18 protein-coding genes are annotated in these 24,860 nt (G+C 70.7%); 12 read left to right on the top strand and 6 right to left on the bottom strand.

The window, feature by feature from the left end; translation table 11 throughout:
- Positions 1-78 precede the first annotated feature (78 nt).
- Positions 79-2,655 carry an alpha-glucan family phosphorylase gene (glgP, locus tag VD659_RS16045; RefSeq protein ID WP_423262053.1) on the top strand — a complete coding sequence of 859 codons (2,577 nt, stop codon included), beginning with the start codon at positions 79-81 and terminating at the stop codon, positions 2,653-2,655.
- A gap of 163 nt (positions 2,656-2,818) precedes the next feature.
- Here glgP and VD659_RS16040 read toward each other — a convergent pair whose 3' ends face one another.
- A complete protein-coding gene (locus VD659_RS16040; RefSeq protein WP_423262052.1) occupies positions 2,819-3,451 on the bottom strand; it encodes a TetR/AcrR family transcriptional regulator in 633 nt (210 codons plus the stop codon).
- 79 nt (positions 3,452-3,530) lie between these two features.
- Here VD659_RS16040 and VD659_RS16035 point away from each other — a divergent pair, with 79 nt between their 5' ends.
- Positions 3,531-4,979: a DHA2 family efflux MFS transporter permease subunit gene (locus tag VD659_RS16035; RefSeq protein ID WP_423262051.1), complete on the top strand. Its 1,449-nt coding sequence runs from the start codon at positions 3,531-3,533 to the stop codon at positions 4,977-4,979.
- Here the strand turns inward: VD659_RS16035 and glgX are convergent.
- Positions 4,964-7,027 carry a glycogen debranching protein GlgX gene (gene glgX / locus VD659_RS16030; RefSeq protein WP_423262050.1) on the bottom strand — a complete coding sequence of 688 codons (2,064 nt, stop codon included), beginning with the start codon at positions 7,025-7,027 and terminating at the stop codon, positions 4,964-4,966. The two genes, VD659_RS16035 and glgX, sit on opposite strands and share 16 nt — an antisense overlap.
- 95 nt (positions 7,028-7,122) lie before the next feature.
- Here glgX and VD659_RS16025 point away from each other — a divergent pair, with 95 nt between their 5' ends.
- Both VD659_RS16025 and VD659_RS16020 read left to right on the top strand, forming a co-directional pair.
- Entirely contained in the window at positions 7,123-8,559 is a 1,437-nt protein-coding gene (locus VD659_RS16025; protein ID WP_423262049.1) for a cysteine desulfurase family protein, read from the top strand.
- A 192-nt stretch (positions 8,560-8,751) separates the two neighbouring features.
- A complete protein-coding gene (locus VD659_RS16020; RefSeq protein WP_423262048.1) occupies positions 8,752-9,666 on the top strand; it encodes a hypothetical protein in 915 nt (304 codons plus the stop codon).
- Between the two features lie 488 nt (positions 9,667-10,154).
- Here the strand turns inward: VD659_RS16020 and VD659_RS16015 are convergent, their stop codons facing one another.
- Positions 10,155-11,132, bottom strand: a complete 978-nt coding sequence (locus VD659_RS16015) for an endonuclease/exonuclease/phosphatase family protein (RefSeq protein WP_423262047.1) — start codon at positions 11,130-11,132, stop codon at positions 10,155-10,157.
- A gap of 145 nt (positions 11,133-11,277) precedes the next feature.
- Between VD659_RS16015 and mnmA the strand changes: the two genes are divergently transcribed.
- From mnmA to VD659_RS15980, 7 genes are read left to right on the top strand one after another with little or no spacing between them, the layout of a single operon-like run.
- Positions 11,278-12,459, top strand: a complete 1,182-nt coding sequence (mnmA, locus tag VD659_RS16010) for a tRNA 2-thiouridine(34) synthase MnmA (protein ID WP_423262046.1) — start codon at positions 11,278-11,280, stop codon at positions 12,457-12,459.
- Positions 12,459-15,002 carry an NAD-dependent DNA ligase LigA gene (gene ligA, locus VD659_RS16005; RefSeq protein WP_423262045.1) on the top strand — a complete coding sequence of 848 codons (2,544 nt, stop codon included), beginning with the start codon at positions 12,459-12,461 and terminating at the stop codon, positions 15,000-15,002. The genes mnmA and ligA overlap by 1 nt, the downstream gene beginning before the upstream one ends.
- Positions 14,999-16,099: an alpha/beta hydrolase gene (locus VD659_RS16000; RefSeq protein ID WP_423262044.1), complete on the top strand. Its 1,101-nt coding sequence runs from the start codon at positions 14,999-15,001 to the stop codon at positions 16,097-16,099. Before ligA ends, VD659_RS16000 begins: the two co-directional genes overlap by 4 nt.
- Before the next feature lie 40 nt (positions 16,100-16,139).
- On the top strand, positions 16,140-16,439 hold the full coding sequence (gene gatC / locus VD659_RS15995; protein ID WP_423262043.1) for an Asp-tRNA(Asn)/Glu-tRNA(Gln) amidotransferase subunit GatC: 300 nt from the start codon (positions 16,140-16,142) through the stop codon (positions 16,437-16,439).
- Entirely contained in the window at positions 16,439-17,983 is a 1,545-nt protein-coding gene (gene gatA, locus VD659_RS15990; protein ID WP_423262042.1) for an Asp-tRNA(Asn)/Glu-tRNA(Gln) amidotransferase subunit GatA, read from the top strand. The genes gatC and gatA overlap by 1 nt, the downstream gene beginning before the upstream one ends.
- On the top strand, positions 17,983-19,500 hold the full coding sequence (gene gatB / locus VD659_RS15985) for an Asp-tRNA(Asn)/Glu-tRNA(Gln) amidotransferase subunit GatB (RefSeq protein WP_423262041.1): 1,518 nt from the start codon (positions 17,983-17,985) through the stop codon (positions 19,498-19,500). Before gatA ends, gatB begins: the two co-directional genes overlap by 1 nt.
- 55 nt (positions 19,501-19,555) lie before the next feature.
- The gene (locus VD659_RS15980; protein WP_423262040.1) at positions 19,556-20,077 is read left to right on the top strand and encodes a hypothetical protein; all 522 of its coding nucleotides are present in this window, start codon (positions 19,556-19,558) and stop codon (positions 20,075-20,077) included.
- Between the two features lie 22 nt (positions 20,078-20,099).
- On the opposite strand, the gene VD659_RS15975 is transcribed toward VD659_RS15980, so the two are convergent.
- Positions 20,100-20,693: a TIGR03086 family metal-binding protein gene (locus VD659_RS15975; RefSeq protein WP_423262039.1), complete on the bottom strand. Its 594-nt coding sequence runs from the start codon at positions 20,691-20,693 to the stop codon at positions 20,100-20,102.
- Positions 20,694-20,798: 105 nt separating this feature from the next.
- Here VD659_RS15975 and VD659_RS15970 point away from each other — a divergent pair, with 105 nt between their 5' ends.
- On the top strand, positions 20,799-21,302 hold the full coding sequence (locus VD659_RS15970) for a GNAT family N-acetyltransferase (RefSeq protein WP_423262038.1): 504 nt from the start codon (positions 20,799-20,801) through the stop codon (positions 21,300-21,302).
- Here the strand turns inward: VD659_RS15970 and VD659_RS15965 are convergent.
- Positions 21,295-22,299, bottom strand: coding sequence for an aldo/keto reductase family protein (locus tag VD659_RS15965; RefSeq protein WP_423262037.1), 1,005 nt, complete (start codon positions 22,297-22,299; stop codon positions 21,295-21,297). The two genes, VD659_RS15970 and VD659_RS15965, sit on opposite strands and share 8 nt — an antisense overlap.
- 9 nt (positions 22,300-22,308) lie before the next feature.
- Entirely contained in the window at positions 22,309-24,843 is a 2,535-nt protein-coding gene (locus VD659_RS15960; RefSeq protein WP_423262036.1) for a bifunctional lysylphosphatidylglycerol flippase/synthetase MprF, read from the bottom strand.
- Positions 24,844-24,860 lie beyond the last annotated feature (17 nt).

Genomic DNA, 24,860 nt, shown 5'->3' with positions numbered 1-24,860 from the left:
TAGGCTGGCGTGGCCGTCTCCCTGCACCCGGCGGTTCGAGTTCGACCGGCGCCCGACGCCGAAGAAGGAGTCTCTCGCGTGAAGGCGATCCGCAGATTCACCGTCCGTTCCGTGCTGCCCGAGTCGCTCTCGGCGCTCGGCGAGCTCGCCGCGAACCTCCGCTGGGCCTGGCACGAGCCCACCCGCCAGATCTTCGCCCACATCTCGCCCGACGACTGGCAGGCCACCCTGGGCGACCCCGTGGCGCTGCTCGGCGCCGTGCGGCCGGAGCGACTCGAGCAGCTCGCCGCCGACCCCGGTTTCGTGGCCTGGGCCAACAGCCTGCGCGACGACCTGAACGCCTACCTGAGCGAGCCGCGCTGGTACCAGGGCCTGGAAGGCGCCCGGCCTCGCTCGATCGGCTACTTCTCGCCCGAGTTCGGCATCGCCGCCGCCCTGCCGCAGTACTCGGGTGGTCTCGGCATCCTCGCCGGCGACCACCTCAAGGCGGCCTCCGACCTCGGGGTGCCGATCATCGGGGTCGGCCTGTTCTACCGCTCCGGCTACTTCACCCAGGCCATCTCACGCGAGGGCTGGCAGGAGGAGAGCTACCCGGTGCTCGACCCCGACGGGCTGCCGCTCTCGGTGCTGCGGCTCGCCGACGGCACGCCCGCGCAGGTCGTGCTCGCGCTGCCGGGCGACCGCGCGCTCTACGCCCGCATCTGGCAGGCCCAGGTGGGGCGGGTGCGGCTGCTCATGCTCGACACCGACATCCCCGACAACGACGACGATCTGCGCTCGGTCACCGACCGGCTCTACGGCGGTGGCGGTGAGCACCGCCTGCTGCAGGAGCTGTTGCTCGGCATCGGCGGCGTGCGCGCGCTCGAGGTGGTCTCCGAACTCACCGACCAGCCGATGCCCGAGGTCTACCACACCAACGAGGGGCACGCCGGGTTCCTCGGCCTCGAACGCATCTCGAACCTCATCGGCGGCGGTCTCTCGTTCGACGAGGCGCTGCAGGTGGTGCGGGCCGGCACCGTGTTCACCACCCACACGCCCGTGCCCGCGGGTATCGACCGCTTCGACCGCTCGTTGATCGAGCGGTACTTCTCCACCGACATGCTGCCGGGCCTCGAGGTGGACTCGGTGCTCTCGCTCGGCGCCGAGGACTACGACGGCGGCTCGCCCGAGGTGTTCAACATGGCCGTGATGGGCCTGCGGCTCGGGCAGCGCGCCAACGGAGTCTCGGTGCTGCACGGGGAGGTCAGCCGCGGCATGTTCAACGGCCTCTGGCCGGGATTCGACCGTGCGGAGGTGCCGATCACCTCCGTCACGAACGGCGTTCACGCCCCCACCTGGACCGACCCGCTGCTGCAGGAGCTCTCGCGCGCGAAGCTCGGAACGGGCGACACCACCGCGGCCGACTGGGCCTCGGAGGCGGTGACCGACGCCGAGCTCTGGGCGGTGCGCGGCGACATGCGGCGGCAGCTCGTGCACGACGCCCGCCGTCGCGTCACCGAGGCGTGGCGCGAGCAGAACCCCGACAGCATCCCGCCGACCTGGTTCCAGACCCTGCTCGACCCGAACGTGCTCACCATCGGCTTCGCCCGGCGCGTGCCCACCTACAAGCGGCTCACACTCATGCTGCACGACCCGGTGCGGCTGAAATCGATCATGCTGAACCCCGACCGGCCGATCCAGTTCGTGATCGCCGGCAAGTCGCATCCGGCCGACGAGGAGGGCAAGCGGCTCATCCAGAAGCTCGTGCAGTTCGCCAGCGATCCCGAGGTGCGTCAGCACATCGTCTTCCTGCCGAACTACGACATCGGCATGGCGCAGCTGCTCTACCCGGGGACGGATGTCTGGCTCAACAACCCGCTGCGGCCGCTGGAGGCGTGCGGCACCTCCGGGATGAAGGCGGCGCTGAACGGTGGCCTCAACCTCTCCATCCTCGACGGCTGGTGGAACGAGTACTACGACGGCGAGAACGGCTGGGCCATCCCCACCGCAGACTCCGCGGGAGACGCCGAGGAGCGTGACACCCTCGAGTCGGAGGCGCTCTACGACCTGATGGAGAACCAGGTCGCGCCACGGTTCTACGACCGCGACGCCGACGGCATCCCGGTGCGCTGGATGCAGTCGATCCGGCACACGCTCGCGACGCTGTCGCCCGAGCTCTCGGCCGAGCGCATGGTGCGCGAGTACGTGCAGCGGCTCTACATCCCTGCCGCGTCGGCCGAGCGCGTGATGACCGCCGACGACCACGAGGCGGCCCGCGAGCTGGCGGCCTGGAAAGAGCGTGTGCGCTCGCTCTGGGGTGGCGTCGCCGTGGTGCACGTGGAGTCGGGCGGGCTCGACGACACCCCGCAGGTCGGCGACGTGTTGCACGTGCGCGCGCACATCCAGCTCGGCGGCCTGTCGCCGCACGACGTGGCGGTGGAGGTGCTCTACGGGCACGCGGTGCACGGCGACGACATCGCCGACGCGGCGGCCGTGGAGCTCTCGACGCCGCACGTGCCGGAGACGACCGCGTCGGAGCAGCCGGCCGAGCTCGTGTACTCGGGCACGGTCGAGCTCGCGCGCGCGGGTTCCTTCGGCTACACCGTGCGCGTGGTGCCGAAGCACCCGAACCTCGCCTCGCCGGCCGAGCTCGGCCTCATCGCCGTCGCCCGCTAGTCGCCTCCGGCCCGGCCAGCTCCGCCATCCCTCCTCCTCCTCACAAAAACAAGGAGTTTCAGCCCGACACGCCGTCATTCAGGGCAGCCCGGTCGGTGTGTCGGGCTGAAACTCCTTGTTTTTGTGAGGTGGAGGCGAGAGAGGAGAGGGGAGGGGCGGCGGGTCAGCGGGGAGTTCGGGCCGCTGTGGGGGATTGCAGGGGCGGGTGGGTGGCGCGGATGATGTCGAGCTTCTCGGGGAAGACGGCGGTCATGAGTTCGCGGACCGCGGGGTCGTCGTCGAAGTCGTCGAACATGCGCACGCCGAGCACGACGTTCGCGAGCATGCCGCCGGCGAGGAACTCGGAGGCGTCGGCCGCGGTCATGCCGGCCTCCTCGCGGAGCAGGCGGTAGACGTCCATGAAGCCGCAGCGCGCGGCCGGGCCGATGACCGGGTCTGCCCCGAGGGCGAAGGCGTGCATGAGGATGAGCAGGATGCTGCGGTCGGCGGTCAGCTCGAAATAGGCCAGGCCGAGGCGGCGGTGGATGCCGACGGCCGGGTCGCCGGCGATGGCGCTCCGGAAGGCGACGAGCAGCCGGTCGAGCGCGCGCCCCAGAACCTCGAGGAAGAGCTGCTCCTTCGTGCCGAACATGCGCACGACGTAGGGCTGGCTCACGCCGGCGGCGCGCGCCACGGCGTCCGTCGTGGCGCCGTTGTAGCCGGCGTCGCCGAACACCGTGGTGGCGGCGGCGAGCACCTGCTCGCGTCGCTCGTCGGCCGGCATGCGGCTCTTCTTCTCCGGGGCGTCGTCACTCACGCTTGACATGGTATCAGTCGATTACTTATGGTTGCTTTTGTAATCATCCGATTACCTATTACTTCCGAAGGAGTCCGTCATGGCACTCACCGATGCGCGGCCCGACACGGCCGCCCGGCCGCCCCGGCCCGCTCGCGCCGCGCGGCGCATCCCGATCTGGCTGGCCGTCGTCGCGGCGAGCCTGCCCATGTTCATGGCCACCCTCGACAACCTCGTCGTGACCAGCGCGCTGCCCGTTCTCGGTCGCGAGCTCAACGCGAGCGTCGAGCAGTTGCAGTGGTTCGTGAACGCCTACACGCTGAGTTTCGCGAGCCTCATGCTGTTCGCGGTGGCGCTCGGCGACCGCTTCGGCCGGCGCACCGTCTTTCTCTTGGGTATCGGCATCTTCACCGCCGCCTCCGCCGTGTGCGCGATGAGCACCGAGCCGTGGATGCTCATCGCCGCCCGCGCGGTGCAGGGCGCCGGGGCCGCAGCCCTGATGCCGCTCTCGCTCACGCTGCTCGTCGGCTCCGTCAGCGCCCGGATGCGACCGCTCGCGATCGGCATCTGGGGAGGAATCTCGGGCCTCGGCGTGGCGCTCGGCCCGCTGATCGGCGGCGCCGTCATCCAGGGCTGGACCTGGGACGCCATCTTCTGGATCAACGTGCCCGTCGGCGTCGTGGCCGTGCCGCTCGTGCTGCTGGCCCTTCCGAACTCGTTCGGTGCACGCCTCCGCGCCGACGTCGTCGGCGTTCTGCTCGCGGGCGTCGGCGTGCTCGGCATCGTCTACGGCATCATCCGGGGCAACGACGCCGGCTGGGGCAGCCTCGAGGTGCTGGGGAGCATCGTCGGCGGCGCCGCACTGATGCTCGTGTTCCTCTGGTGGGAGTCGCGGGTGTCGAACCCGCTGCTGCCGCTGCGGCTGTTCCGCGACCGCAGCTTCTCGGTGGCGAACATCGTGGGTCTGGTGTTCAGCTTCGGGGTGTTCGGGTCGATCTTCATCCTGATCCAGTTCCTGCAGATCGTGCAGGGCGCATCGCCGCTGGATGCCGGCATCCAGACCATGCCGTGGACGCTCGCGCCCATGGTGATCGCGCCGCTCGCCGGCTTCATCGCCCCGCGGGTCGGCACCCGGCTGCTCGTGGTGGTCGGGCTCACGTTCCAGGCTGTGGGCGTGGGCTGGTTCGCGGCGACGATGGCTCCGGATGTCGCCTACGGCACGATGCTGCCGGCCTTCGTCTTCGCCGGCGTCGGCATGGGTCTCGTGTTCGCGCCGCTGTCGACCGCGGTGCTGGCGAACATGACGCCGGAGGACAACGCGAAGGCCTCCGGCACCAACTCCACCCTCCGCGAGATCGGGGTGGCGCTCGGCATCGCCGTGCTCACGGCGATCTTCACCGGAGCCGGTGGCCAGTTCACCCCCACCGGCTACGTGGATGCCGCCATCCCCGCCATCTGGGCCGGCGCGGGCGCACTCGCGCTCGCCGCCCTGCTCTCCCTGGCGCTGCCCTCGGGCCGGGCTTCGAAGGCCCCTCAGACCGCTCGGTAGAGCTGCATGGAGGTGGGGGACACGTCGACCACCTCTCCCGGCGCGAACCGGGGGAGGGGGTCGTCGTGGTGGTGGGTGGGCGGCGCATCCTGCGCCGAGTCCCAGAGCAGCTCGTAGGCCTCCACGCCGTCGTGCAGCGGCAGGGTGACCTTCTCCGGCGCCTCGACGCCGTGGATGACGGTCAGGATGCGGTTGAACGGCTCGTGCTCGGGCGTCGATGCGGCCACGTAGATCAGCGTGCGGTTCTCGGGTGAGTTCCAGTCGGGCACCGACATGGTGTCGCCGCGGGCGTCGTACCAGTCCATCTGGCTGGCGCTCGGGGTGCGCTCGCCGAACACGCCGAAGCGCACCGGGCGGAGGGCGGGGTTCTCGCGGCGCATCCGGAGCAGGTGCTGGGTGGTGCGCCAGAGGTCCTTCTGCCAGGTGCGGCGGTCCCAGCTGATCCAGGTCAGCTCCGAGTCATGGCAGTAGGCGTTGTTGTTGCCCTTCTGGCTGCGGCCGAACTCGTCGCCGGCGGTCACCATCGGGACACCCGCCGAGAGCAGCAGCGTTCCCATCAGGTTGCGCATCGCCCGCCGCCGCGCCGACTCGATGCCGCGGCTCGATGTGGGCCCCTCGATGCCGTGGTTGTACGACATGTTGTTGTCGCTGCCGTCGCGGTTGGCCTCGCCGTTGCCGACGTTGTGCTTCACGTTGTAGGCGGTGAGGTCGGCGAGGGTGAAGCCGTCGTGCGCGGTGACGAAGTTGACGCTCGCGAGCGGCCCGCGCTGCTGCGAGAAGGTGTTCGACGAGCCGGCGATGCGGGTGGCGAGCATCCCGACGCCGTCGCCCGGGTTGCCGTTCTCGCGGATCGACTTGATGTCGCGCAGCCAGAACTTGCGCATCCGGTCGCGGAAACGGTCGTTCCACTCCTGCCAGCCGAGCGGGAAGTTGCCGGTCTGCCAGCCGCCCATGCCGACGTCCCACGGCTCGGCGATCATCTTCACGCCCGCGAGCTCGGGGTCGGAGACGATGCCGGTGATCAGCGGATGCGCGGGGTCGTAGTAGTGGTCGGCGTTGCGCCCGAGGGTGGCGGCGAGGTCGAAGCGGAAGCCGTCGATCTGCACCTCGTTCGCCCAGTACTTCAGCGAGTCGAGCACCATTCGCGAGACGGCGGGCACGGAGGTGTTGACCGAGTTGCCGCATCCGGTCACGTCGACGTAATCGCCGCGGGCCGTCTGCCGGTAGTAGTTGGCGTTGTCGATGCCACGGAAGCTCGTGGTCGGGCCCATCCGGCCCTCCTCGGCGGTGTGGTTGTAGACCACGTCGAGGATGACCTCGAGCCCGGCCTCGTGCAGCAGCTTCACCATGCCCTTGAACTCGCGCAGGATGGCGCTCGGGCCCTCCGCCTGCGCGGCCTTCGAGGCGTAGAGGTTGTGCGGCGCGAAGAAGCCGAGCGTGTTGTAGCCCCAGTAGTTGCTGAGTCCCTGCTTCTGCAGGCGCTGCTCGCTCACGAAGGCGTGCACGGGAAGCAGCTGCACGGCGGTGACGCCGAGGCTCTTGAGGTAGCCGATGCTCGTCTCGTGCGCGAGTCCGGCATAGGTGCCGCGGAGGTTCTCGGGGATGCGGCTGTTGAGCTTCGAGAGCCCCTTCACGTGGGCTTCGTAGATGACGGTGTGGTCGAGCGGGGTGTTGGGCTTGGCGACGCCGTTCCAGTTGAACTCCTCGTCGACCACCACGCTCCGCCACTGCTCGCGGCCCGAGCGCACGAGGCCGCGCGAGTATGGATCGAGCAGGGCGAGGCTCGGGTCGAAGGCGTGCTGCGGCCCCTCGGGGCCGGTGGCCTTGAGGCTGTAACGGCGGCCGGGGGTGAGGCTGCGGGTGCGTCCGGTCCACACGTTCGAGACCGGGTCGCGCGTGAGCGGAACGCTCTTGAAGACCCAGTTCGGGTCTTTGCTGTCGTAGAGACAGAGCTCGATGGCCGACGCGTTCTCCGACCAGACCCTGATCTCGCCGCCGTGTGAGGTCTGTCGCACGCCCATCCGGGCGAATGGGTCGGCCGTCATCATGAGACTTAGAGTAGTTGCACGCGACAATCCGCTGAAATCCGGCGTGAAACGGTTCAGCCGGGTCGCGGACCGCTCCTGAACGCGCAAGGAATCCGATGCCCGTCTACCTCGACCACGCGGCCACCACGCCGATGCTGCCGGGCGCGCGGGCGGCCTACGTCGACGCTCTCGGGGTGGTGGGCAATCCCTCGTCCATCCACAGCCAGGGGCAGCAGGCGAAGCGGATGCTCGAGGAGTCGCGCGAGGTCGTCGCGGCGTCGGTGGGGGCCGAGCCGATCGAGGTGATCTTCACCTCCGGGGGCACGGAGTCGATCAACCTCGGGGTCAAGGGACTGTACTGGGCGCGGCAGAGCCCGGCGCGCCCGGTCGTGCTGGTTCCGGGTGGGGAGCACCACGCCACGGTCGACGCGGTCGAGTGGCTCGTGCGGCACGAGGGTGCCGAGGTCGTGTGGCTGCCGGTCGATGCGCTCGGGCGTCTGCACCCCGCGGTGCTGGAGGCGGCACTCGAGCGGCACGGCGCATCCGTGGCCCTGGTGTCGGTGCTCTGGGCCAACAACGAGGTGGGCACGATCCAGGATGTGCGCGCGCTCGTCGCCACGGCGTCGCGCTTCGGGGTGCCGGTGCACGTCGACGCGGTGGCCGCGTACGGCTACCTGCCGCTGGAGTTCGACGCGGTGGGGGCCGCGGCGATGAGCATCTCGGCGCACAAGATCGGTGGGCCGGTGGGCATCGGCGCTCTGGTGCTGTCGCGGCGGAGCTCGGTGGAGCCGCTCATCCACGGCGGCAACCAGCAGCGCGTGCGCTCGGGCACGCAGGACGTGGCCGGCGCGGTGGCGTTCGCGGCGGCTGCCGCGGAGGTCGTGCGCGAGTTCGGGGCGGGCGGCGGCGCGGGCTCGGCGGGTGTGGGTGCGGCGGGCGCGGGCCGTGGCGGCGCGGGCTCGGCGGGGGCGAGTGGTGCTGTCGGCTGGGCGGCGGGTGCGGGTGGTGGCGGCGCGGGCGCGGCGAGTGGAGCGGGCACTGCTGGTGCTGTCGGCGGGGCGGCGGGTGCGGGTGGTGGCGTCGGCTGGGCGGCGGGTGCGGGTGGTGGCGCAGCAGCGGGCTCGGCGGGGGCGGGCGGGGAGAGCTTCGTCGGAGGGCTGGCGGCGCTGCGCGATCGGCTGATCGAGGGGGTGCGGGAGGCGGTGCCCGAGGCGGTGCTGCGGGGCGACCCGGAGGCATCCGGTCGTCTGCCCGGCAACGCCCACTTCACGTTCCCGGGCTGCGAGGGCGACTCGCTGCTGTTCCTGCTCGATCTGGCGGGGTTCTCGGTGTCGACCGGGTCGGCCTGCCAGGCGGGCGTGCCCGAGATCTCACACGTGCTCACCGCGATGGGCGTGTCCGACGACGAGGCGCGCGGCGCCCTGCGCTTCACCCTCGGGCACGGCACCACTCCGGCCGAGGTCGACGCCCTAGTGGCCGCACTTCCTGCGGCCTACGCGGCGGCCCGCAAGGCGGGATTCTCCACGCGTGAGGTCACGCCCGCCGCGCGCTGACGAGCATCCGCTACGCCTGCCTGGTCACCTGCCCACCTGCCGCCCACTGATGTGTCCGCGCGCTCGTCGAGGTCGCGCTACGTGCTGTTTCCGCACGTCACGAGAGCAGTTAGCGCGACCTCGTTGAACGAGGCGAGCCTCTGGCCTGTGGAGAAGTGCTTGCGGGGGCGCCGGGCGAGGCAGGATGTGCGCATGAGCAGAGCACTCCCGCCCGGCCTGGGTGAGCATCCCTTCTCCGTGCGGCAGGGAGAGGCGGCGGGGCTGAGTCGTGGCCGGATGCGCGGCCATGACCTCGCTCGCCCGTTCCGCGGTGCGCGGGTCGTGCGCTCCGTGAGGCCGACGCTCCTGGAGCGATGCGCCGCATACGCGTGCCGGTGCCCGCCGGGTCACTTCTTCAGCCACGTCACCGCGGCCCTGCTGTGGAACGTGCCGCTGCCTCGCGAGCTCGAGCGCGGAGGTGCGCTCGAGGTGGCGGTGCTCAAGCCGGGAGCGATGCCGAGGTCGGCGGGAATCCGCGGGCATCGACTTGCCGGCGACGGCATCCGTGTGGTGAAGCGTCACGGATTGGATGTGGCCGACCCGGCGTCCCTGTGGTGTCAGCTTGCTCGGGTGCTCTCGCACGACGATCTGGTTGCGGCCGGCGATCACCTCGTGCTCGTGCCGGCACGCCCAGATCCCGCCGACCCGCGACCGTATGTCGAGCTGTCGGAGCTGCAGCGGCGGGTGGCCGCGTTCCGCGGACGAGGAGCGCCCGCGCTCCGGCGGGCGATGGCGGCAGTGCGCCAGGGAGCCGAGTCTCGCGCCGAGACCCACTTGCGGCTCGCCATTGTGCGTGCCGGGTTGCCCGAGCCCGAACTCCAAGGGGAGATCCGCAATGCCCGCGGCCGGTTCCTCGGCCGGGCCGACATGGTCTACCGGTTCCAGCGGGTGATCGTGGAATACAACGGTGACCACCATCGCACCGATCCCCAGCAGTTCGAGGACGACCTGGTGCGCATCGAGTCTTTTCGCGACGATGGCTGGACGGTGGTCGAAGTGCGCAAGCGCGGCCTGTACGTGACCCTTTCAGCGACGCTCGCGCGCATCCGCCGCGCCTTGGCATTCTGATTCGCGCCCGCGCCCGCGCCCGCGCGCTGCTCCGCGCTGCTCCGCGCTGCTCCGCGCTGCTCCGCGCTGCTCCGCTCGCGCTCTGCTCCGCTCTGCTCCGCTCCGCTCGCGCTCTGCTCGCGATCCGCTCCGCCGCGTCTGCACCTGCCCGCGCCCCAGAGACCCGTGTACAGCGCTCGATCGTCCATGAGGTCGCGCGAAGTGTTGAGCCGCGGGCCACTTCGAGCACCTGGCGCGACCTCATCACCATGGGGAGCGCGGATGCGTGGGCGGCTAGAGCCGGCTGGAAGCGAGCGAGCGGCGCGCGAGTGCGGCGGGAGAGCAGGCGAGCGGCGCGCGAGTGCGGCGGGAGAGCAGGCGAGCGGCGTGCGAGTGCCGCGGGAGAGCAGGCTAGCGGCGTGCGAGTGCGGCGGGCGAGCGGCGCGCTGGGGCGGGCGCGTGGGCGGGCGAGCAGAGCGCGAGTGCAGCGAGAGAACGGGCGCCCCGGGTCAGAGGTTCAGGGTGGTGAGCACGGCCAGGTGGTCGCTCGCGCCGGCGTTGAGTGTGGTGCTCGAGGTCACCTGCATGCCGCGCTGCAGCACGTGGTCGAGCCGCGTGAGTGGGCTCGAGGCCGGCCAGGTGAAGCCGAAGCCGCCGGACGACTGATTCGCCTCGGAGAGCTGGTCGGTCAGCGCGGCGAAGTTGCGGTCGGAGCTACCGGCGTTGAAGTCGCCCAGCATCAGGAGGCGCGTGTTCTCGTCGCGGGGCACGTAGCTCGCGAGGTTCGCGAGCATGGTGTCGCGGGCGGCGTGGTCCTCAGGCCGGGCCGACGCGGCATGGATGACGTAGATGCTCACGAGGCCCGCCGGGGTCTGCAGGTCGGCGGCGATCGCGCGCTGCCAGCCCAGCCCGAGGTCGAGCGGCTGGGCGTTCTCGATGGGGTAGACGCTCCACACCCCCACGGTGCCGATGCCGTAGGAGTAGGGGTAGGCCGCGCCGAGGGCCGCGCTCACCTCGTCGCGCGCGGTGGAGTCCATCTCCTGCAGCGCGATGACCTGGGCTCCGGTGGCGGCGAGGGTGCGCGCCGAGTCGCCGGCGGTGCCCGCGCCGGCGTTCACGTTCTGGCTCGCCACGGTGAGCGTGCTCGCGGATGCCATGGGTGCGCTCCAGGAGAGCGGCACGATCCCGGGCACGAACATCACTCCCCACACCACCGCCGGCACCAGGGCCGCGATGACCGCCCCCCGGCTGCGTGTGACGAGGGCGGCGACGACGAGCACCGGTATGCCGAGCCCGAACCACGGCAGGGCGGAGTCCACGAGCAGCCCGATGCCGAAGACCTCTGGCACGAACACGTGCAGAGCGAGGCCGAGCGCGAGGAGCAGCGAAAAGGCGCACACCAGCACGGCGAAGGCCCTGCGTGGTCGGCTCGTGCGGCGTGGAGTGGGCTGTCGGGTCTCGCGCGGCGTCTCGAGTAGTGCTGACATCACGGTCATTCTGCACTCCGGCCCTGAACTTTGCCCGTCTGCCGGCAAAGACGCGCGGATATCCACAGCAACTCTTGCGGGCCGCGTTCTCCACAGCCTGATCCCCGCCCGGCCCGCTGTCGGGACCCCACCGTATGCTGGAGGCATGAAAGTTCTCGCAGCCATGAGCGGAGGTGTCGACTCCGCGGTCGCCGCCGCCCGCGCGGTCGAGGCGGGTCACGAGGTCGTCGGCGTGCACCTGGCGCTCAGCCGCATGCCCGGCACGCTCCGCACGGGCAGCCGGGGGTGCTGCACCATCGAAGACTCCATGGATGCGCAGCGTGCCGCCAACAAGATCGGCATCCCCTACTACGTGTGGGACTTCTCGGAGCGCTTCAAGGCCGACGTGGTCGACGATTTCATCGCCGAATACACCGCCGGCCGCACTCCCAACCCGTGCATGCGCTGCAACGAGCGCATCAAGTTCGCCGCCCTGCTCGAGAAGGCGCTCGACCTCGGTTTCGACGCCGTGTGCACGGGCCACTACGCCACGGTGACGACGGATGCACGGGGCAACCGCGAACTGCACCGCGCCGCCGCCTGGGCCAAAGACCAGAGCTACGTGCTCGGGGTGCTCACTGCTGAGCAGCTCGCCCACAGCATGTTCCCGCTCGGTGCCACCCCCTCGAAGGCCGAGGTGCGCGCCGAGGCCGCGGCCCGCGGGTTCTCGGTCGCGAACAAGCCCGACAGCCATGACATCTGCTTCATCCCCGACGGCAACACGAGCGGCTGGCTCGCCGACAAGGTCGGCACGGCCACGGGCGAGATCCTCGACCGCTCCGGCGCCGTCGTGGGCTCCCACGAGGGAGCGCACGCCTTCACGGTCGGGCAGCGCCGCGGCCTCAAGCTCGGCATGCCCGCGGCCGACGGCAAGCCGCGCTTCGTGCTCGAGGTGCGCCCGAAGACCAACACGGTGGTGGTGGGTCCGAAGGAGGCACTCGACATCGCCGAGATCGCGGGTGCGCGCTTCACCTGGGCCGGGCTCGCGCCCGAGCATCCGGAGCTCGACTTCGCGTGCGAGGTGCAGATCCGTGCGCATGCCGACCCCGTCGAGGCCGTGGCGCGCGTGCGCTCCTCGGCCGACGGCAGCTCGGAGCTGGTCATCACGCCGAACACCCCGCTCAACGGTGTGGCGCCCGGGCAGACCGCCGTGGTCTACGTCGGCACCCGCGTGCTCGGGCAGTGCACCATCGACCGCACGGTGAGCACCGTTCCGGTTCCGGCCGGGGCCGTCGGTGCCGGTATCGGTGTCGATGTCGCTGCCGCAACTGCGGGCGTCGCGGGCTGATGCCACGCGGGGCGAAGACGGCGGCTCAGGGAGTCGCCGGGGCGCAAGCCGAGGAGACTCTGCCCGAGGCCGCACCGGCCGATCTCGAGGCGGCGAAGGCCGAGGCCCAGCAGCTCACCACGCGCATCCTGGAACTCCGAGACGAGTACTACGAGAAGAACGCGTCGACCGTCTCCGACAAGGAGTACGACCAGCTCGTGCGTCGGCTCGACGCCCTCGAACGCGCGCATCCCGAGCTCCAGTCGCACGACAGCCCCACGCAGACCGTGGGCGGCCGGGCCGTCACCACCATGTTCACGCCGGTCACCCACGCCGAGCGCATGCTGAGTCTCGACAACGTGTTCAGCGAAGAGGAGCTCGACGAGTGGGCCGCCAAGGTCGAGCGCGACGCCGGGCGAACGCGGGTGCGCTACCTCAGCGAGCTCAAGATCGACGGGCTCGCGATCAACCTCCGCTACGAGAACGGCGTGCTCGTCACGGCCGCGACCCGCGGCGACGGTGTGGTGGGCGAAGACGTCACCGAGAACGTACTGCAGATCGAATCGATCCCCGCGCGCCTGGCCGGCACCGGGCATCCGCCGCTCGTCGAGGTGCGCGGTGAGATCTTCTTCCCGGTCGCGGCGTTCGACGAGCTGAACGCGGCCCAGGAGGCCGCGGGCGAACGTGTGTTCGCGAACCCCCGCAATGCGGCCGCGGGCTCGTTGCGGCAGAAGTCCGAGGGCAAGAACGAGAAGCAGCTCGCGCTCGTCACGGCGCGACTGCACCGGCTGCGGATGCTCGTGCACGGCATCGGCGCCTGGCCGAACCCGCCGGTGCAGGCCCAGTCCGAGGTCTACGAGCTGCTCGCCACCTGGGGGCTGCCCACCTCCACCCACTACCGCGTGTTCGACACCATCGGCGAGGTGGCCGAGTTCATCCGCTACTTCGGCATCCACCGGGCGAGCGTGGAGCACCAGATCGACGGCATCGTGGTGAAGGTCGACGACCTCGCGCTGCACGGCGAGCTCGGCGCCACCAGTCGCGCGCCGCGCTGGGCCACGGCCTACAAGTACCCGCCCGAAGAGGTGAACACGAAGCTCCTCGACATCGTGGTGAGCGTCGGCCGCACCGGGCGCGCCACGCCGTTCGCGGTGATGGAGAAGGTCGAGGTCGCGGGCTCCGAGGTGCGGCAGGCCACGCTGCACAACCAAGACGTGGTGAAGGCCAAGGGCGTGCTCATCGGCGACACCGTGGTGCTGCGCAAGGCCGGAGATGTGATCCCCGAGGTGCTGGGCCCGGTCGTCGAGCTCCGAGACGGTTCCGAGCGCGCCTTCGTGATGCCCGAGTTCTGCCCCGAGTGCGGCACCGCGCTCGCGCCGGCGAAAGAGGGCGACATCGACCTGCGCTGCCCGAACTCGCGCAGCTGCCCGGCGCAGGTGCGCGGGCGGGTGGAGCACGTGGGCTCGCGCGGCGGCCTCGACATCGAGGTGCTCGGAGAGGTCGCGGCCGCGGCGCTCACGCAGCCGCTCGAGCCGGCCGATCCGCCGCTCCACACCGAGGCCGGACTGTTCTCGCTCACGCCGGCCGACTTGTTCCCGATCCGCGTGATCGTGCGCGACTCGGAGACGGGCATGCCCAAGCTCGACAAAGACGGCGAATCGCCCAAGGTGGTGGCCCCGTTCCGGCGCAAGCGCCAGAAGAGCGACCCGGCCTTCGACCCGGAGGCCTCGGGTTCCGAGTTCGATGGAGACGCCGAATTCGTGCTCTCCTCCAATGCACTCAAGCTGCTCGACGAGATCGACAAGGCGAAGACCAAGCCCCTGTGGCGCATCCTGGTGTCACTGAGCATCCGGCACGTCGGTCCGGTGGCCGCGCGGGCGCTCGCCGACTACTTCGGTTCGCTCGACGCGATCCGCGCCGCCACCCGCGAGGAGCTCGCGGCGGTCGACGGCGTCGGCGGCATCATCGCCGACGCCCTGATCGACTGGTTCGCCGTCGACTGGCACGTCGAGATCATCGATCGCTGGGCCGAGGCGGGCGTGCAGTTCAGCACCCCCGGGCATCCCGGCCCGGGCGCCGCCGTGGGCAGCGGGGGAGTGCTCGACGGAGTCACCGTCGTGGCCACGGGTTCGCTCGACGGCTACACCCGTGAGGGAGCGCTCGAGGCCATCATCCAGGCCGGCGGCAAGGCGGCCTCGAGTGTCAGCAAGAAGACCGACTTCGTGGCGGCCGGCCCCGGCGCGGGCTCGAAGCTCGGCAAGGCCGAGGCGCTGGGGCTGCGCATCATCGACGCGGCCGAGTTCGCCATCCTCGTCACGCAGGGTCCGGATGCGCTGGGCCCGGCCCCTGAGACCGCCGGCGACGGCGGTTCTGAAGCCGGTGCGGTGGAGCCCCGCTCCGATGGCGATGCTGGCTCCGGCGCCTCGCACGGAGTGACCGGCGGCGGGGGAGCCGATACGGCGACAGAAGCCGCCGAGGTCGCACCCCCCGACGTCGACAGCGCCGCCGACAACGCTCCGGCAGACGACACCGGCACCGGCACCGGCACCGGCACCGAAGCGTGAGCGCGGGGCGGCTCTTCGCGGGCGTCGCTGCGGCGGCGGCGCTGGCCACGGCGGCCACCGGCGCCGCCCTCGCCGTGCGCTCGCTCACCTCGCCCTGGCCCTCCGTGCGGGTCATCCGCGCGGTCTTCGACAAGGGTGCCCGCGAGACCATCGCCGAGATGGAGCCGCACGTGCCGGCGGCGACCTTCCGCGAGCACCGCGATGTCGTGTACGGAGCCTCGAGGCGCAACACCTCCTACGACGTGGTGCTGCCTGCGGGTGCCGGCGATGGTCCGCTGCCGGTGGTGTTCTGGGTGCACGGCGGCGCCTGGATCTCCGGAGACAAGCGCGATGTGCTGCCCTACCTGCGCATCCTGGCCGCCGACGGCTGTGCCGCGGTGGGCGTGAACTACACGGTCTCGCCCGAGGCCGTCTATCCCACCGCCATCACGCAGCTCGCCGCGGCGCTCGCGCACCTCGCGGCGCACGCGGCGGAATTCGGCATCGACCCCGATCGCATCGTGATCGCGGGCGATTCCGCGGGCGCGCAGCTCGCGAGCCAGCTCACCGCGCTCGTCGTCGACGCGGCCTACGCCGAGACGCTCGGTGTCGAGCCTCCGGTCTCGCCGGAGCAGCTCGCCGGGCTCATCCTGCACTGCGGCGTCTACGATCTCGCTGCCATGGGCGGGCTCACCGGAGTGCTCGCCTGGGGCTTCCGCACGGCGCTCTGGGCCTACACGGGCTCGAAGGACTGGTCGGGCACGCCGGCCGGCGCGACCATGTCGACCATCCACCGGGTGAGCTCGCGGTTCCCGCCCACGCTCATCTCGGGCGGCAACGGCGACGGGCTCACAGCCGGCCAGTCGCATCCGATGGCCGAACGGATGCGCGAAGCCGGCGTCGACGTCACCCCGGTCTTCTGGCCCGACGACCATGAGCCCGCGCTGCCGCACGAGTACCAGTTCCACCTCGACCTGGCCGAGGCGCGCGAGATGCTCGGGCTCAGCCGTGCGTTCCTGGGCAGAGTGACGGCGCGGGAGCCGGCCCCCGGTGCATCCACCCCCGGTGCATCCGCGCCTCGTACGCCCGCCCCCGCGCAGCCCGCCGCCACCGAATAGAATTGCCCCACACCCCTCGCGAACAGAACACCGGAGCACCATGTCCGAAATCACACAGGAGCAGGTCGCGCATCTCGCGAACCTCGCCCGGATCGCCCTGACACCCCAGGAGATCGAGAGCCTCACCTCCGAGCTCGGCTCGATCGTCGACAACGTCGCGAAGGTGTCCGAGGTGGCGACCGACGACGTTCCGGCCACGAGCCACCCCATCCCTCTCGTCAACGTCTATCGCGACGACGTTCCCGGCACCACGCTCACGACCGAGCAGGCGCTCGCCGGGGCGCCCGACCACGACGGCTCCCGCTTCCGGGTGACCGCGATTCTCGGAGAGGAGCAGTGATGACCCACCACGACCACGAACTCATCCGCCTCTCCGCCGCCGCCCTCGCCGAGAAGCTCGGTTCGGGAGAGGTCAGCGCCGTCGAGGCCACCCGTGCGCACCTCGATCGCATCGAGGCGGTCGACGGCGACGTGCACGCCTTCCTGCACACCGCACCCGAGCTGAGCCTCGCGACCGCGGCCGCGATCGACGAGCGGCGGGCGAACGGTGAGTCGCTGCATCCGCTCGCCGGCGTTCCGATCGCCATCAAAGACGTCATCGTCACCAACGACATGCCCACGACGAGCGGCTCGAAGATCCTCGAGGGCTGGGTCCCGCCCTACGACGCCACCGTCATGACCAAGCTGCGCGCAGCCGGCCTGGTGCCGATCGGCAAGACGAACATGGACGAGTTCGCGATGGGCTCCTCCACCGAGCACTCCGCGTACGGGCCCACGCACAACCCGTGGGACCTCGAGCGCATCCCGGGCGGCTCCGGCGGCGGCTCGGCCGCGGCCGTGGCGAGCTTCGAAGCGCCGCTGGCCCTCGGCAGCGACACTGGCGGTTCGATCCGCCAGCCCGCGCACGTCACCGGCACGGTCGGGGTGAAGCCCACCTACGGCGGAGTCAGCCGCTACGGGGCCATCGCCCTCGCCTCGAGCTTCGACCAGATCGGTCCGGTGAGCCGCACCGTGCTCGACTCGGCGTTGCTGCACGACATCATCGGTGGCCACGACCCGCGCGACTCCACCTCGCTCACCGACGAGTGGCCCTCGATGGCCGAGGCGGTGCGCCGGGCCGACGTGAAGGGTCTGCGCATCGGCGTGATCTCGCAGCTCACCGGAGACGGGTTCCAGCCCGGTGTGCTCGAGCGCTTCCGTGAGGCCCTCGACCTCCTCGCCGCCGCGGGCGCCGAGATCGTCGACGTGAGCCTGCCGAGCCTCGAGCACGCCATCGCCGCCTACTACCTGATCATGCCCGCCGAGGCGTCGAGCAACCTCGCCAAGTTCGACTCCGTGCGCTTCGGCCTGCGGGTGAACCCGCCCGGCGGCGGCACGGTCGAAGACGTCATGTCGGCCACCCGCGAGCAGGGCTTCGGTGCCGAGGCCAAGCGCCGCATCATCCTCGGCACCTATGCGCTCAGCGCCGGCTACTACGACGCCTACTACGGGAGCGCCCAGAAGGTGCGCACGCTCGTGCAGCGCGACTTCGCCGCCGCCTTCGGCCAGGCCGACGTGCTCGCCTCACCCACCGCGCCGACCACGGCGTGGAAGCTCGGGGCCAACCTCGACGACCCGATGGCGATGTACCTCAACGACATCGCCACCATCCCGGCGAACCTCGCCGGCATCCCCGGAATCTCGCTTCCCGTGGGGCTGGCTGCGGAAGACGGGCTGCCCGTCGGCATCCAGTTCCTCGCCCCCGCCCGCGAAGACGCCCGTCTCTACACCGTCGGCGGCGCCCTCGAACGGATGCTCGAAGACGGCTGGGGCCACACCCTCATCAGCCGCGCCCCCGACCTCGCCCCGGGCGAGATGACCGCCGCACAGGAAGGAGCCGTCTGATGGCCAAGGCCAAACTGATGGACTTCGACAAGGCCCTCGAGCTCTTCGAACCCGTTCTCGGCTTCGAGGTGCACGTGGAGCTCAGCACGAAGACCAAGATGTTCTCCGACGCGCCGAACTACTTCGGCGGCGAGCCGAACACCAACATCACCCCCGTCGACCTGGGGCTGCCGGGCTCACTGCCCGTGGTGAACGGCGAGGCCGTGCGTTACAGCATCAGCCTCGGGCTCGCCCTGGGCTGCTCGATCGCGGAGTCGAGCCGCTTCGCGCGCAAGAACTACTTCTACCCCGACCTGGCCAAGAACTACCAGATCTCGCAGTTCGACGAGCCGATCGCCTTCGGCGGCTCGGTCGACGTCGAACTGCCCGACGGCCGCATGTTCACGGTGCCGATCGAGCGCGCACACATGGAGGAGGATGCGGGCAAGCTCACCCACGTCGGCGGCGCCACCGGGCGCATCCAAGGTGCCGAGTACTCACTCGTCGACTACAACCGCGCCGGTGTGCCGCTCGTGGAGATCGTCACCGACATCATCTACGGCGCCGAGGCCGACGCGCCGGAACTCGCGAAGGCCTACGTGTCGACCATCCGCGACATCGTGGTGTCGCTCGGTATCTCGGAGGCGCGGATGGAGCGCGGCAACCTGCGCTGCGACGCGAACATCTCGCTGCGCCCGCGCACGGCGCCGGGCGAGCCGCCCGCGAAGCTCGGCACCCGCACCGAGACGAAGAACGTGAACTCACTGCGCTCGGTGGAACGAGCCATCCGCTACGAGATCCAGCGCCAGGCGCAGATCCTCGCCGACGGCGGCACCATCACGCAGGAGACGCGCCACTGGCACGAAGACACCGGCACCACCTCGGCGGGCCGCCCCAAGTCCGACGCCGACGACTACCGGTACTTCCCCGAGCCCGACCTGCTGCCCGTTCAGCCCTCGGCCGAGCTGATCGAGGAGCTGCGGGCGGCCCTGCCCGAGCCGCCCGCTGCCCGTCGTCGTCGCCTGAAGCAGGAGTGGGGCTTCACCGACCTCGAGTTCCAAGACGTGCAGAACGCCGGGCTGCTGGTGGAGGTCGCCGAGACCGTCGCCGCCGGCGCGAGCCCGCAGGCCGCCCGCAAGTGGTGGTCGGGTGAGATCTCGCGCCTCGCCAACGCCCGCGACGCCGAGGCGGCTAGCCTCGTCTCGCCCGGCGATGTGGCTGCGCTCGTGTCGCTGATCGACTCCGGCGCGCTCAACGACCGCCTGGCCCGCCAGGTGCTCGAGGGTGTGATCGACGGCGAGGGAACCCCGCAGGAGGTCGTGGATGCTCGTGGTCTCGCGGTCGTCAGCGACGACGGCGCCCTCATCGCCGCCATCGACGAGGCCCTCGCCGCGCAGCCCGACGTGCTCGCGAAGATCCGCGACGGCAAGGTGCAGGCCGCCGGCGCCGTCATCGGCGCGGTCATGAAGGCCATGAAGGGCCAGGCCGACGCGGCGCGCGTTCGCGAGCTGGTGCTGGAGCGCGCGGGAGCGAGCTAGAGGGCGGCGGCGTGTGACCCGTTCGGGTGTCGGGGGTCGCTCGTAGAGTGAGCGTATGAACGTGGTGCTCGCCCAGATCGTGGTCACGACCATCAGCGTGACGGGCGGCGCCCTGCTCGCTCTGCTGATCGACCGTGGCAAGGGGCGCCGGGCCGAACGACTCGCCGAGGTCAACGCCCTGCGGCTGCTGATCATCGAGATCGCCTCCCGGCGGGCGCTCGCGCCGCGGCAGCTCGCGGCGCCGCTCACCCTCGACCGGGCCGATCCCGACTCCGACCTCACACGCGTGATGCGCTCCGTCGTGCTGATGCGCAAAGACGTGCGCATCGCACGGCGTTCACTCCGCGGTCGCTCCGGGGCGTGGAGCCCGCTCAACGGCATGGTCTCGGCGTGCAACATCTTCATCGAGAACGTCGACGAGACGCCGGCGAGCATCGTGGCCGAGCTCGAGCTGCTGCGCATCGAGCTCGACGCCCTGCTTCTGGAGCTGTGCGCCGCGCATCCGAACGAGCTCGTCTACCAGGCAGCAGGCTCCCTGGCCTACCGCCGCCCGGTGGCGACCGGCGTCGGTGAGTAGAACCCCGGGCGGTCGAGGGAGCCTAGGCCGAGACCCGGTCGTCGCGCCCGGTCAGGGCCAGCAGCCTCGACTGCAGCGGTGCATCCTCGCCCACCGGGATCGGCGAGGCGAACAGTCCGCTGGCCTCGAGCGTTTCCCGCTGGGGCTCGAACACCGTCCAGACGGCGGCGATGAGCTCCTCGTCCAGGGCTTCCTCGGCGCCCACGGCCCGGGCGAGGTCCCAGGTGTGGATCGTGACGTCGGCCACCTGCTCCTTGAGGTAATCGATCACCTCGACCGTGTCGTAGGACAGGTTCACCGGCTGCTCGGGGGAGGCGTCGTGCCAGGCCGTGGTGGCCGCGAGAGAGTACCGGTGCCACTCCTCGGCGAGGTTCTCGCCCAGCTTGTGCAGTCGGCTCTGGGCCTGCTTCGTGCTGAGCCCCGAGAGCAGCCACGGCACCCACTGCTGCTCCTCGATGACGTGGCGCACGAGATCGGCGGTGTCCCAGTCGTCATCCGGCGTGGGTGCCGTCCAGTCCCTGACGAGCGCGACGCGCGCACCGAACTCCTGGTGGGCTCTCTTCTGCAGCCGAAGCCACGTGGTGGCCTCGTGGCCGAGGGGGGAAGGGGAAGTCATGCGTTGGCTCCTGTCGATCTCTATTGTCAAGGATCCGCCGGCGGACCGCATTCCTGTGTGGCGTGCTCCCGCGCTCGCCGTGGGCGAACACGCTAGGGTCGGCCTGTGAATCCGATCGTGCGCCCTTTCGCCCCCGCCGACCTCGACCGGGTGGTCGAACTCAACCGGGCCGCCGTGCCCGCGGTCAACGACGTCGACGGCGAGCGGATGCTCGAACTCGTGGGCCTGTCACACGCGGCGGTCGTGGTGGCCGACTCCGCGCATCCGGATGTCGTGCTCGGCTTCGCGCTCACCCTGCGTCCCGGCGCCGACTACGACAGCGAGAATTACCGCTGGTTCAGTGCCCGCGGCGACGACTTTCTCTACCTGGACCGCATCGTCGTGGCCGACGGACACCGCGGCGCCGGCCTCGGCGCCCGGCTCTACGATGCCGTGTTCGCCGAGGCCCGCGCCATCGGAGCCGCCGAGGTCGACTGCGAGGTCAACGTGCAGCCGCCGAACCCCGGTTCGCTCGCGTTCCACTCGCGTCTCGGCTTCGTCGAAGTGGGCCGTCAGTCCACGAAGGGTGGCACCGTGGTGGTGGCTCTCCTGGCGGTGACGCTCAGCTGAGGCGGTGCGCCGGCGCGGCGGTCTTCGCCGGGTCGCGTTCGGCGAGCCCGCCGATCGCCTCGTCGATGCGTGCGAGCGCCTCGGCCGGGATGACGACGCCCGAGGCCTTCACATTGGACTCCACCTGTTCGGGTCGCGAGGCTCCGATGAGTGCGGAGGCCACGTTGTCGTTCGACAGCACCCAGGCGATGGCGAGCTGGGCGAGCGTCAAGCCGAGCTCGTCGGCCACGGGCTTCAGCCGCTGCACGCCCTCGAGCACCTCGTCGCTCATCCAGGACTTCACCATGTCGGCACCACCCTTCGCATCCGTGGCCCGGCTTCCCTCGGGCGCGGGCTGCCCCGGCAGGTACTTGCCGGTGAGCACGCCCTGCGCCACGGGCGACCAGACGATCTGCGAGATTCCGAGTTCGCGCGAGGCCGGCACGACCTCCTCCTCGATCACGCGCCACAGCATCGAGTACTGCGGCTGGTTCGAGATGAGCTGCACGCCGAGCTCCTTCGCGAGAGCATGGCCGTCGCGCAGCTGCTGCGCGTTCCACTCGCTCACACCGATGTAGAGCGCCTTGCCCTGCCGCACCACGTCGGCGAAGGCCTGCATGGTCTCCTCGAGCGGGGTCTCGACGTCGTAGCGGTGGGCCTGGTAGAGGTCGACGTAGTCGGTCTTCAGACGGCGGAGCGAGGCGTCGATCGATTCGCGGATGTGCTTGCGCGAGAGCCCCGTGTCATTCGGCCCCATCGGGCCGGTGGGGAAGTAGACCTTGGTGAAGATCTCGAGCGACTCTCGGCGCTGCCCGGCGAGCGCGTCGCCGAGCACGGTCTCGGCCGCGGTGTTCGCGTAGGTGTCGGCCGTGTCGAAGGTGGTGATGCCGTTGTCGAGGGCCGCCTGCACGCACCGCACCGCGGTGTCGTTCTCCACCTGCGACCCGTGGGTCAGCCAGTTTCCGTAGGTGATCTCCGAGATCTTGAGTCCGCTGTCGCCGAGGTATCGAAACTTCATAGCTTCACGCTACTCCCGCGTGGAGAACGTTCTGAGCGCCTGCCGCGCCGAGAGCGTCGGCAGGTAGGCGCGGGCGAGCGCGAGCCCGATGTTCGGCAGGTTGAGGGGGTCGCGGTAGCAGAGGTAGAGCTCATGGAACTCGGGCCGGAACTTCATCTTGAACCGCAGCAGGGACTGGAAGCCGTACACCGGCTCGAGGGTGCGACTGAGGAACGAGAGGATGCCGGCTGTCGGCTCCTCGGCGCTCGCTTCGGCAGCACTCCCGGCCACGCCGTCGGCCGCGCTCATCGCGAGCGGCGCCCCCGACAGACTCACGAACCCGACCTGCTCGTCGCGCGCCCGCAGGATGGTCTGAGCGATGAGGAACTCCATCAGCCCGTTCATGCTGTCGGGGCGGCGGCGCATGAAATCGAGCGTCCAGCCCACCACGACGCCGTTCTCGAAGGTCGGCAGCCAGCTCGTGACGCCCTCGACGCGGTTGTCGGCGCCGATCGCCACCATCAGCCGCACCTCGGGGTCGATCAGCTCGTCGGTGCTGCCGAGGGTGAAGCCCATCTCCGGGAGATCCTTCTCCGCCACCCACAGCTCCGAGATCTCGCGGATCTGCGCGGTCACGAAGGGGCCGAGCTGGGAGTAGGGCCCCCATTCCGCCCGCACCCCCTCCTTCACGGCGCGGTTGATGGAGGTGCGGATGTCCTGCATCTTCTTGCCCTCGAGCGACCAGTCGGCCGGATGAACGACCGTCTCCTCGGCCACCCGCATCGACGACCAGCCCGCGGCGACGAGCTCGTTCCGCAGCTCCTCGGTGACCGAGTAGAACGCGGGGGTCCAGCCGTGGTCGGTGCAGAAGGTGCTGAAGGCGTGGGCGGTCGCCGGATGCCCGCCCAGCCGCCCCAGCGGATCCCCGGTCGTGATCGCCACGTTGTTCACCACCCGGTAGGCGACCGCGCCGCCGTCGGGCGCGAACCAGTAGTGGTTGCCGCTCCAGGTCGTCATCCAGGACAGGGTGCCCCCGGAGCCCGCGACGAGCAGTTCACGCGCGCGGCCGGCATCCGACACCGAAACCAGCGGGCTCACGCGCCGCATCGCGACGACCGCCGCGACGATGGCCGACACCCAGAACACCGGGCCGACCCACTGCGAGGCGAGGACGGCGACCGGCCCGGTCGGGAAGATGTCGGCGGGCTCGAAGGAGAGGAACCCCACGGGCACGAAGCGTTCGGGAAGGTCGAGCAACAGGTCGCCCAAGCTCGCCGTCGGGGTGAACTGATCACGCACGGTGTACGCGATCGCCAGGTAGACGGCGGAGGTGCTGACGAACAGGCCCACGACGATGCCGAGGAAGCGCAGGGCGGAGCCGCGCCCGATCTGATCGGGGAACAGGCGCAGCGAGGCCACCAGCAGGGCTGCTATCGCGAGCGGAACCAGAGCCGACACGATCTCGAACGGCCGGTAGTCCTCCGCAGCCGCCGTCTGGAACGCCGTGTAGGTGCTGCTGGAGAGCAGCGGGAAGAAGCCGAAGTAGATGGCGGCGAGCAGGGCCAGTGCGACGTTGATCCAGACGGCGAGCCAGAGCGCCACCCGCCGGCCGCGCTGGATTCCCCAGGCCGACACGAGCAGCGCCACCAGAGGCAGCAGCGTGAGCAGCACCGCACCCGGCCCGTCGAGCCGCGAGAGCGCGAGGGCGTTCACACAGTGCTTCGTGTAGTCGCTCGTCTGGCAATGGGCCGCGATGGCGGCGTAGTCGCGCAGCGGGTCGCGGAACAGCAGGCCCAGCGGGTTCAGCACGCCGTTGCCGGTCGGGGAGGCGATCGTCACGAGCGGGCCGAGTGCGGTCACGGCCACGAGGGCGGCGAGCAGCGTGCGGGACTCGCGGCGGGTGGCGCGCGGGCGGCGCACGACGATGCGCGTGCGGGCCATCGCCATCCCGAGCAGCAGGCCGACCAGCGCCGCGAACAGGCGGTACACGTCGGAGGGCTGCCCGGAGTAGAGCACGAAGACGAGGATGGCGGCGAAGCCCACGATGCGCACCCGCCGCTTCACGAGCGGGCCGGTGAAGGCGCTCGCGGCCATGACCACGCCCACAACGCCGATGATCGGGTCCACGGTGCGGTGCGTGCGGGTGATCTCGGCCGAGTACAGGTCGACCACCACGCCCGCGGCCTGGAACAGCAGCCCGAGCAGGATGCCCACCACGGTCACCACCACGAAGCTGATCGCGGTGCGCAGGTGCCCCATCCGCCGTTCGGCCCAGCCCATGCCCAGCAGCAGGGCGAGCACCGCGAAGACGAGGACGACCGGGTTCCAGACGAAGAAGACCGAGGTGATGGTGGAGAGCCAGTCGTGCTGCACGAAGACGGCGTCGAAACCGGTCGAGACGAAGGCGTCGATCCCTCCGCGCACGCGGCCGGGGTGCATGCTGATGCGCACGATGCTCGCCGCCAGGACGAGGGCGATGACCGCCCAGGTCACGGGGATGGAACGCGCCATCCGGCCGGCGGCCCTCAGGAACCGGCGCCGCGCATCCTGGCGTTCGTTGGTCATCGTCTCGTTTCGTGGTG

Origin of the sequence: Herbiconiux sp. 11R-BC (assembly GCF_049472555.1) — a bacterium.
Lineage (GTDB): Bacteria > Actinomycetota > Actinomycetes > Actinomycetales > Microbacteriaceae > Herbiconiux.
This window is presented reverse-complemented; position numbering and strand designations above follow the sequence as displayed.

Coding starts and splice junctions, on each gene's coding strand:
- VD659_RS16025 (WP_423262049.1), top strand. CDS start 7,123: ATGCCCGTCTACCTCGACCACGCGGCCACCACGCCGATGCTGCCGGGC.
- VD659_RS15960 (WP_423262036.1), bottom strand. CDS start 24,843: ATGACCAACGAACGCCAGGATGCGCGGCGCCGGTTCCTGAGGGCCGCC.
- gatC (WP_423262043.1), top strand. CDS start 16,140: ATGTCCGAAATCACACAGGAGCAGGTCGCGCATCTCGCGAACCTCGCC.
- VD659_RS16015 (WP_423262047.1), bottom strand. CDS start 11,132: ATGTCAGCACTACTCGAGACGCCGCGCGAGACCCGACAGCCCACTCCA.
- mnmA (WP_423262046.1), top strand. CDS start 11,278: ATGAAAGTTCTCGCAGCCATGAGCGGAGGTGTCGACTCCGCGGTCGCC.
- VD659_RS15965 (WP_423262037.1), bottom strand. CDS start 22,299: ATGAAGTTTCGATACCTCGGCGACAGCGGACTCAAGATCTCGGAGATC.
- VD659_RS15980 (WP_423262040.1), top strand. CDS start 19,556: ATGAACGTGGTGCTCGCCCAGATCGTGGTCACGACCATCAGCGTGACG.
- VD659_RS15975 (WP_423262039.1), bottom strand. CDS start 20,693: ATGACTTCCCCTTCCCCCCTCGGCCACGAGGCCACCACGTGGCTTCGG.
- gatA (WP_423262042.1), top strand. CDS start 16,439: ATGACCCACCACGACCACGAACTCATCCGCCTCTCCGCCGCCGCCCTC.
- VD659_RS16020 (WP_423262048.1), top strand. CDS start 8,752: ATGAGCAGAGCACTCCCGCCCGGCCTGGGTGAGCATCCCTTCTCCGTG.
- glgX (WP_423262050.1), bottom strand. CDS start 7,027: ATGATGACGGCCGACCCATTCGCCCGGATGGGCGTGCGACAGACCTCA.
- VD659_RS16035 (WP_423262051.1), top strand. CDS start 3,531: ATGGCACTCACCGATGCGCGGCCCGACACGGCCGCCCGGCCGCCCCGG.
- ligA (WP_423262045.1), top strand. CDS start 12,459: ATGCCACGCGGGGCGAAGACGGCGGCTCAGGGAGTCGCCGGGGCGCAA.
- gatB (WP_423262041.1), top strand. CDS start 17,983: ATGGCCAAGGCCAAACTGATGGACTTCGACAAGGCCCTCGAGCTCTTC.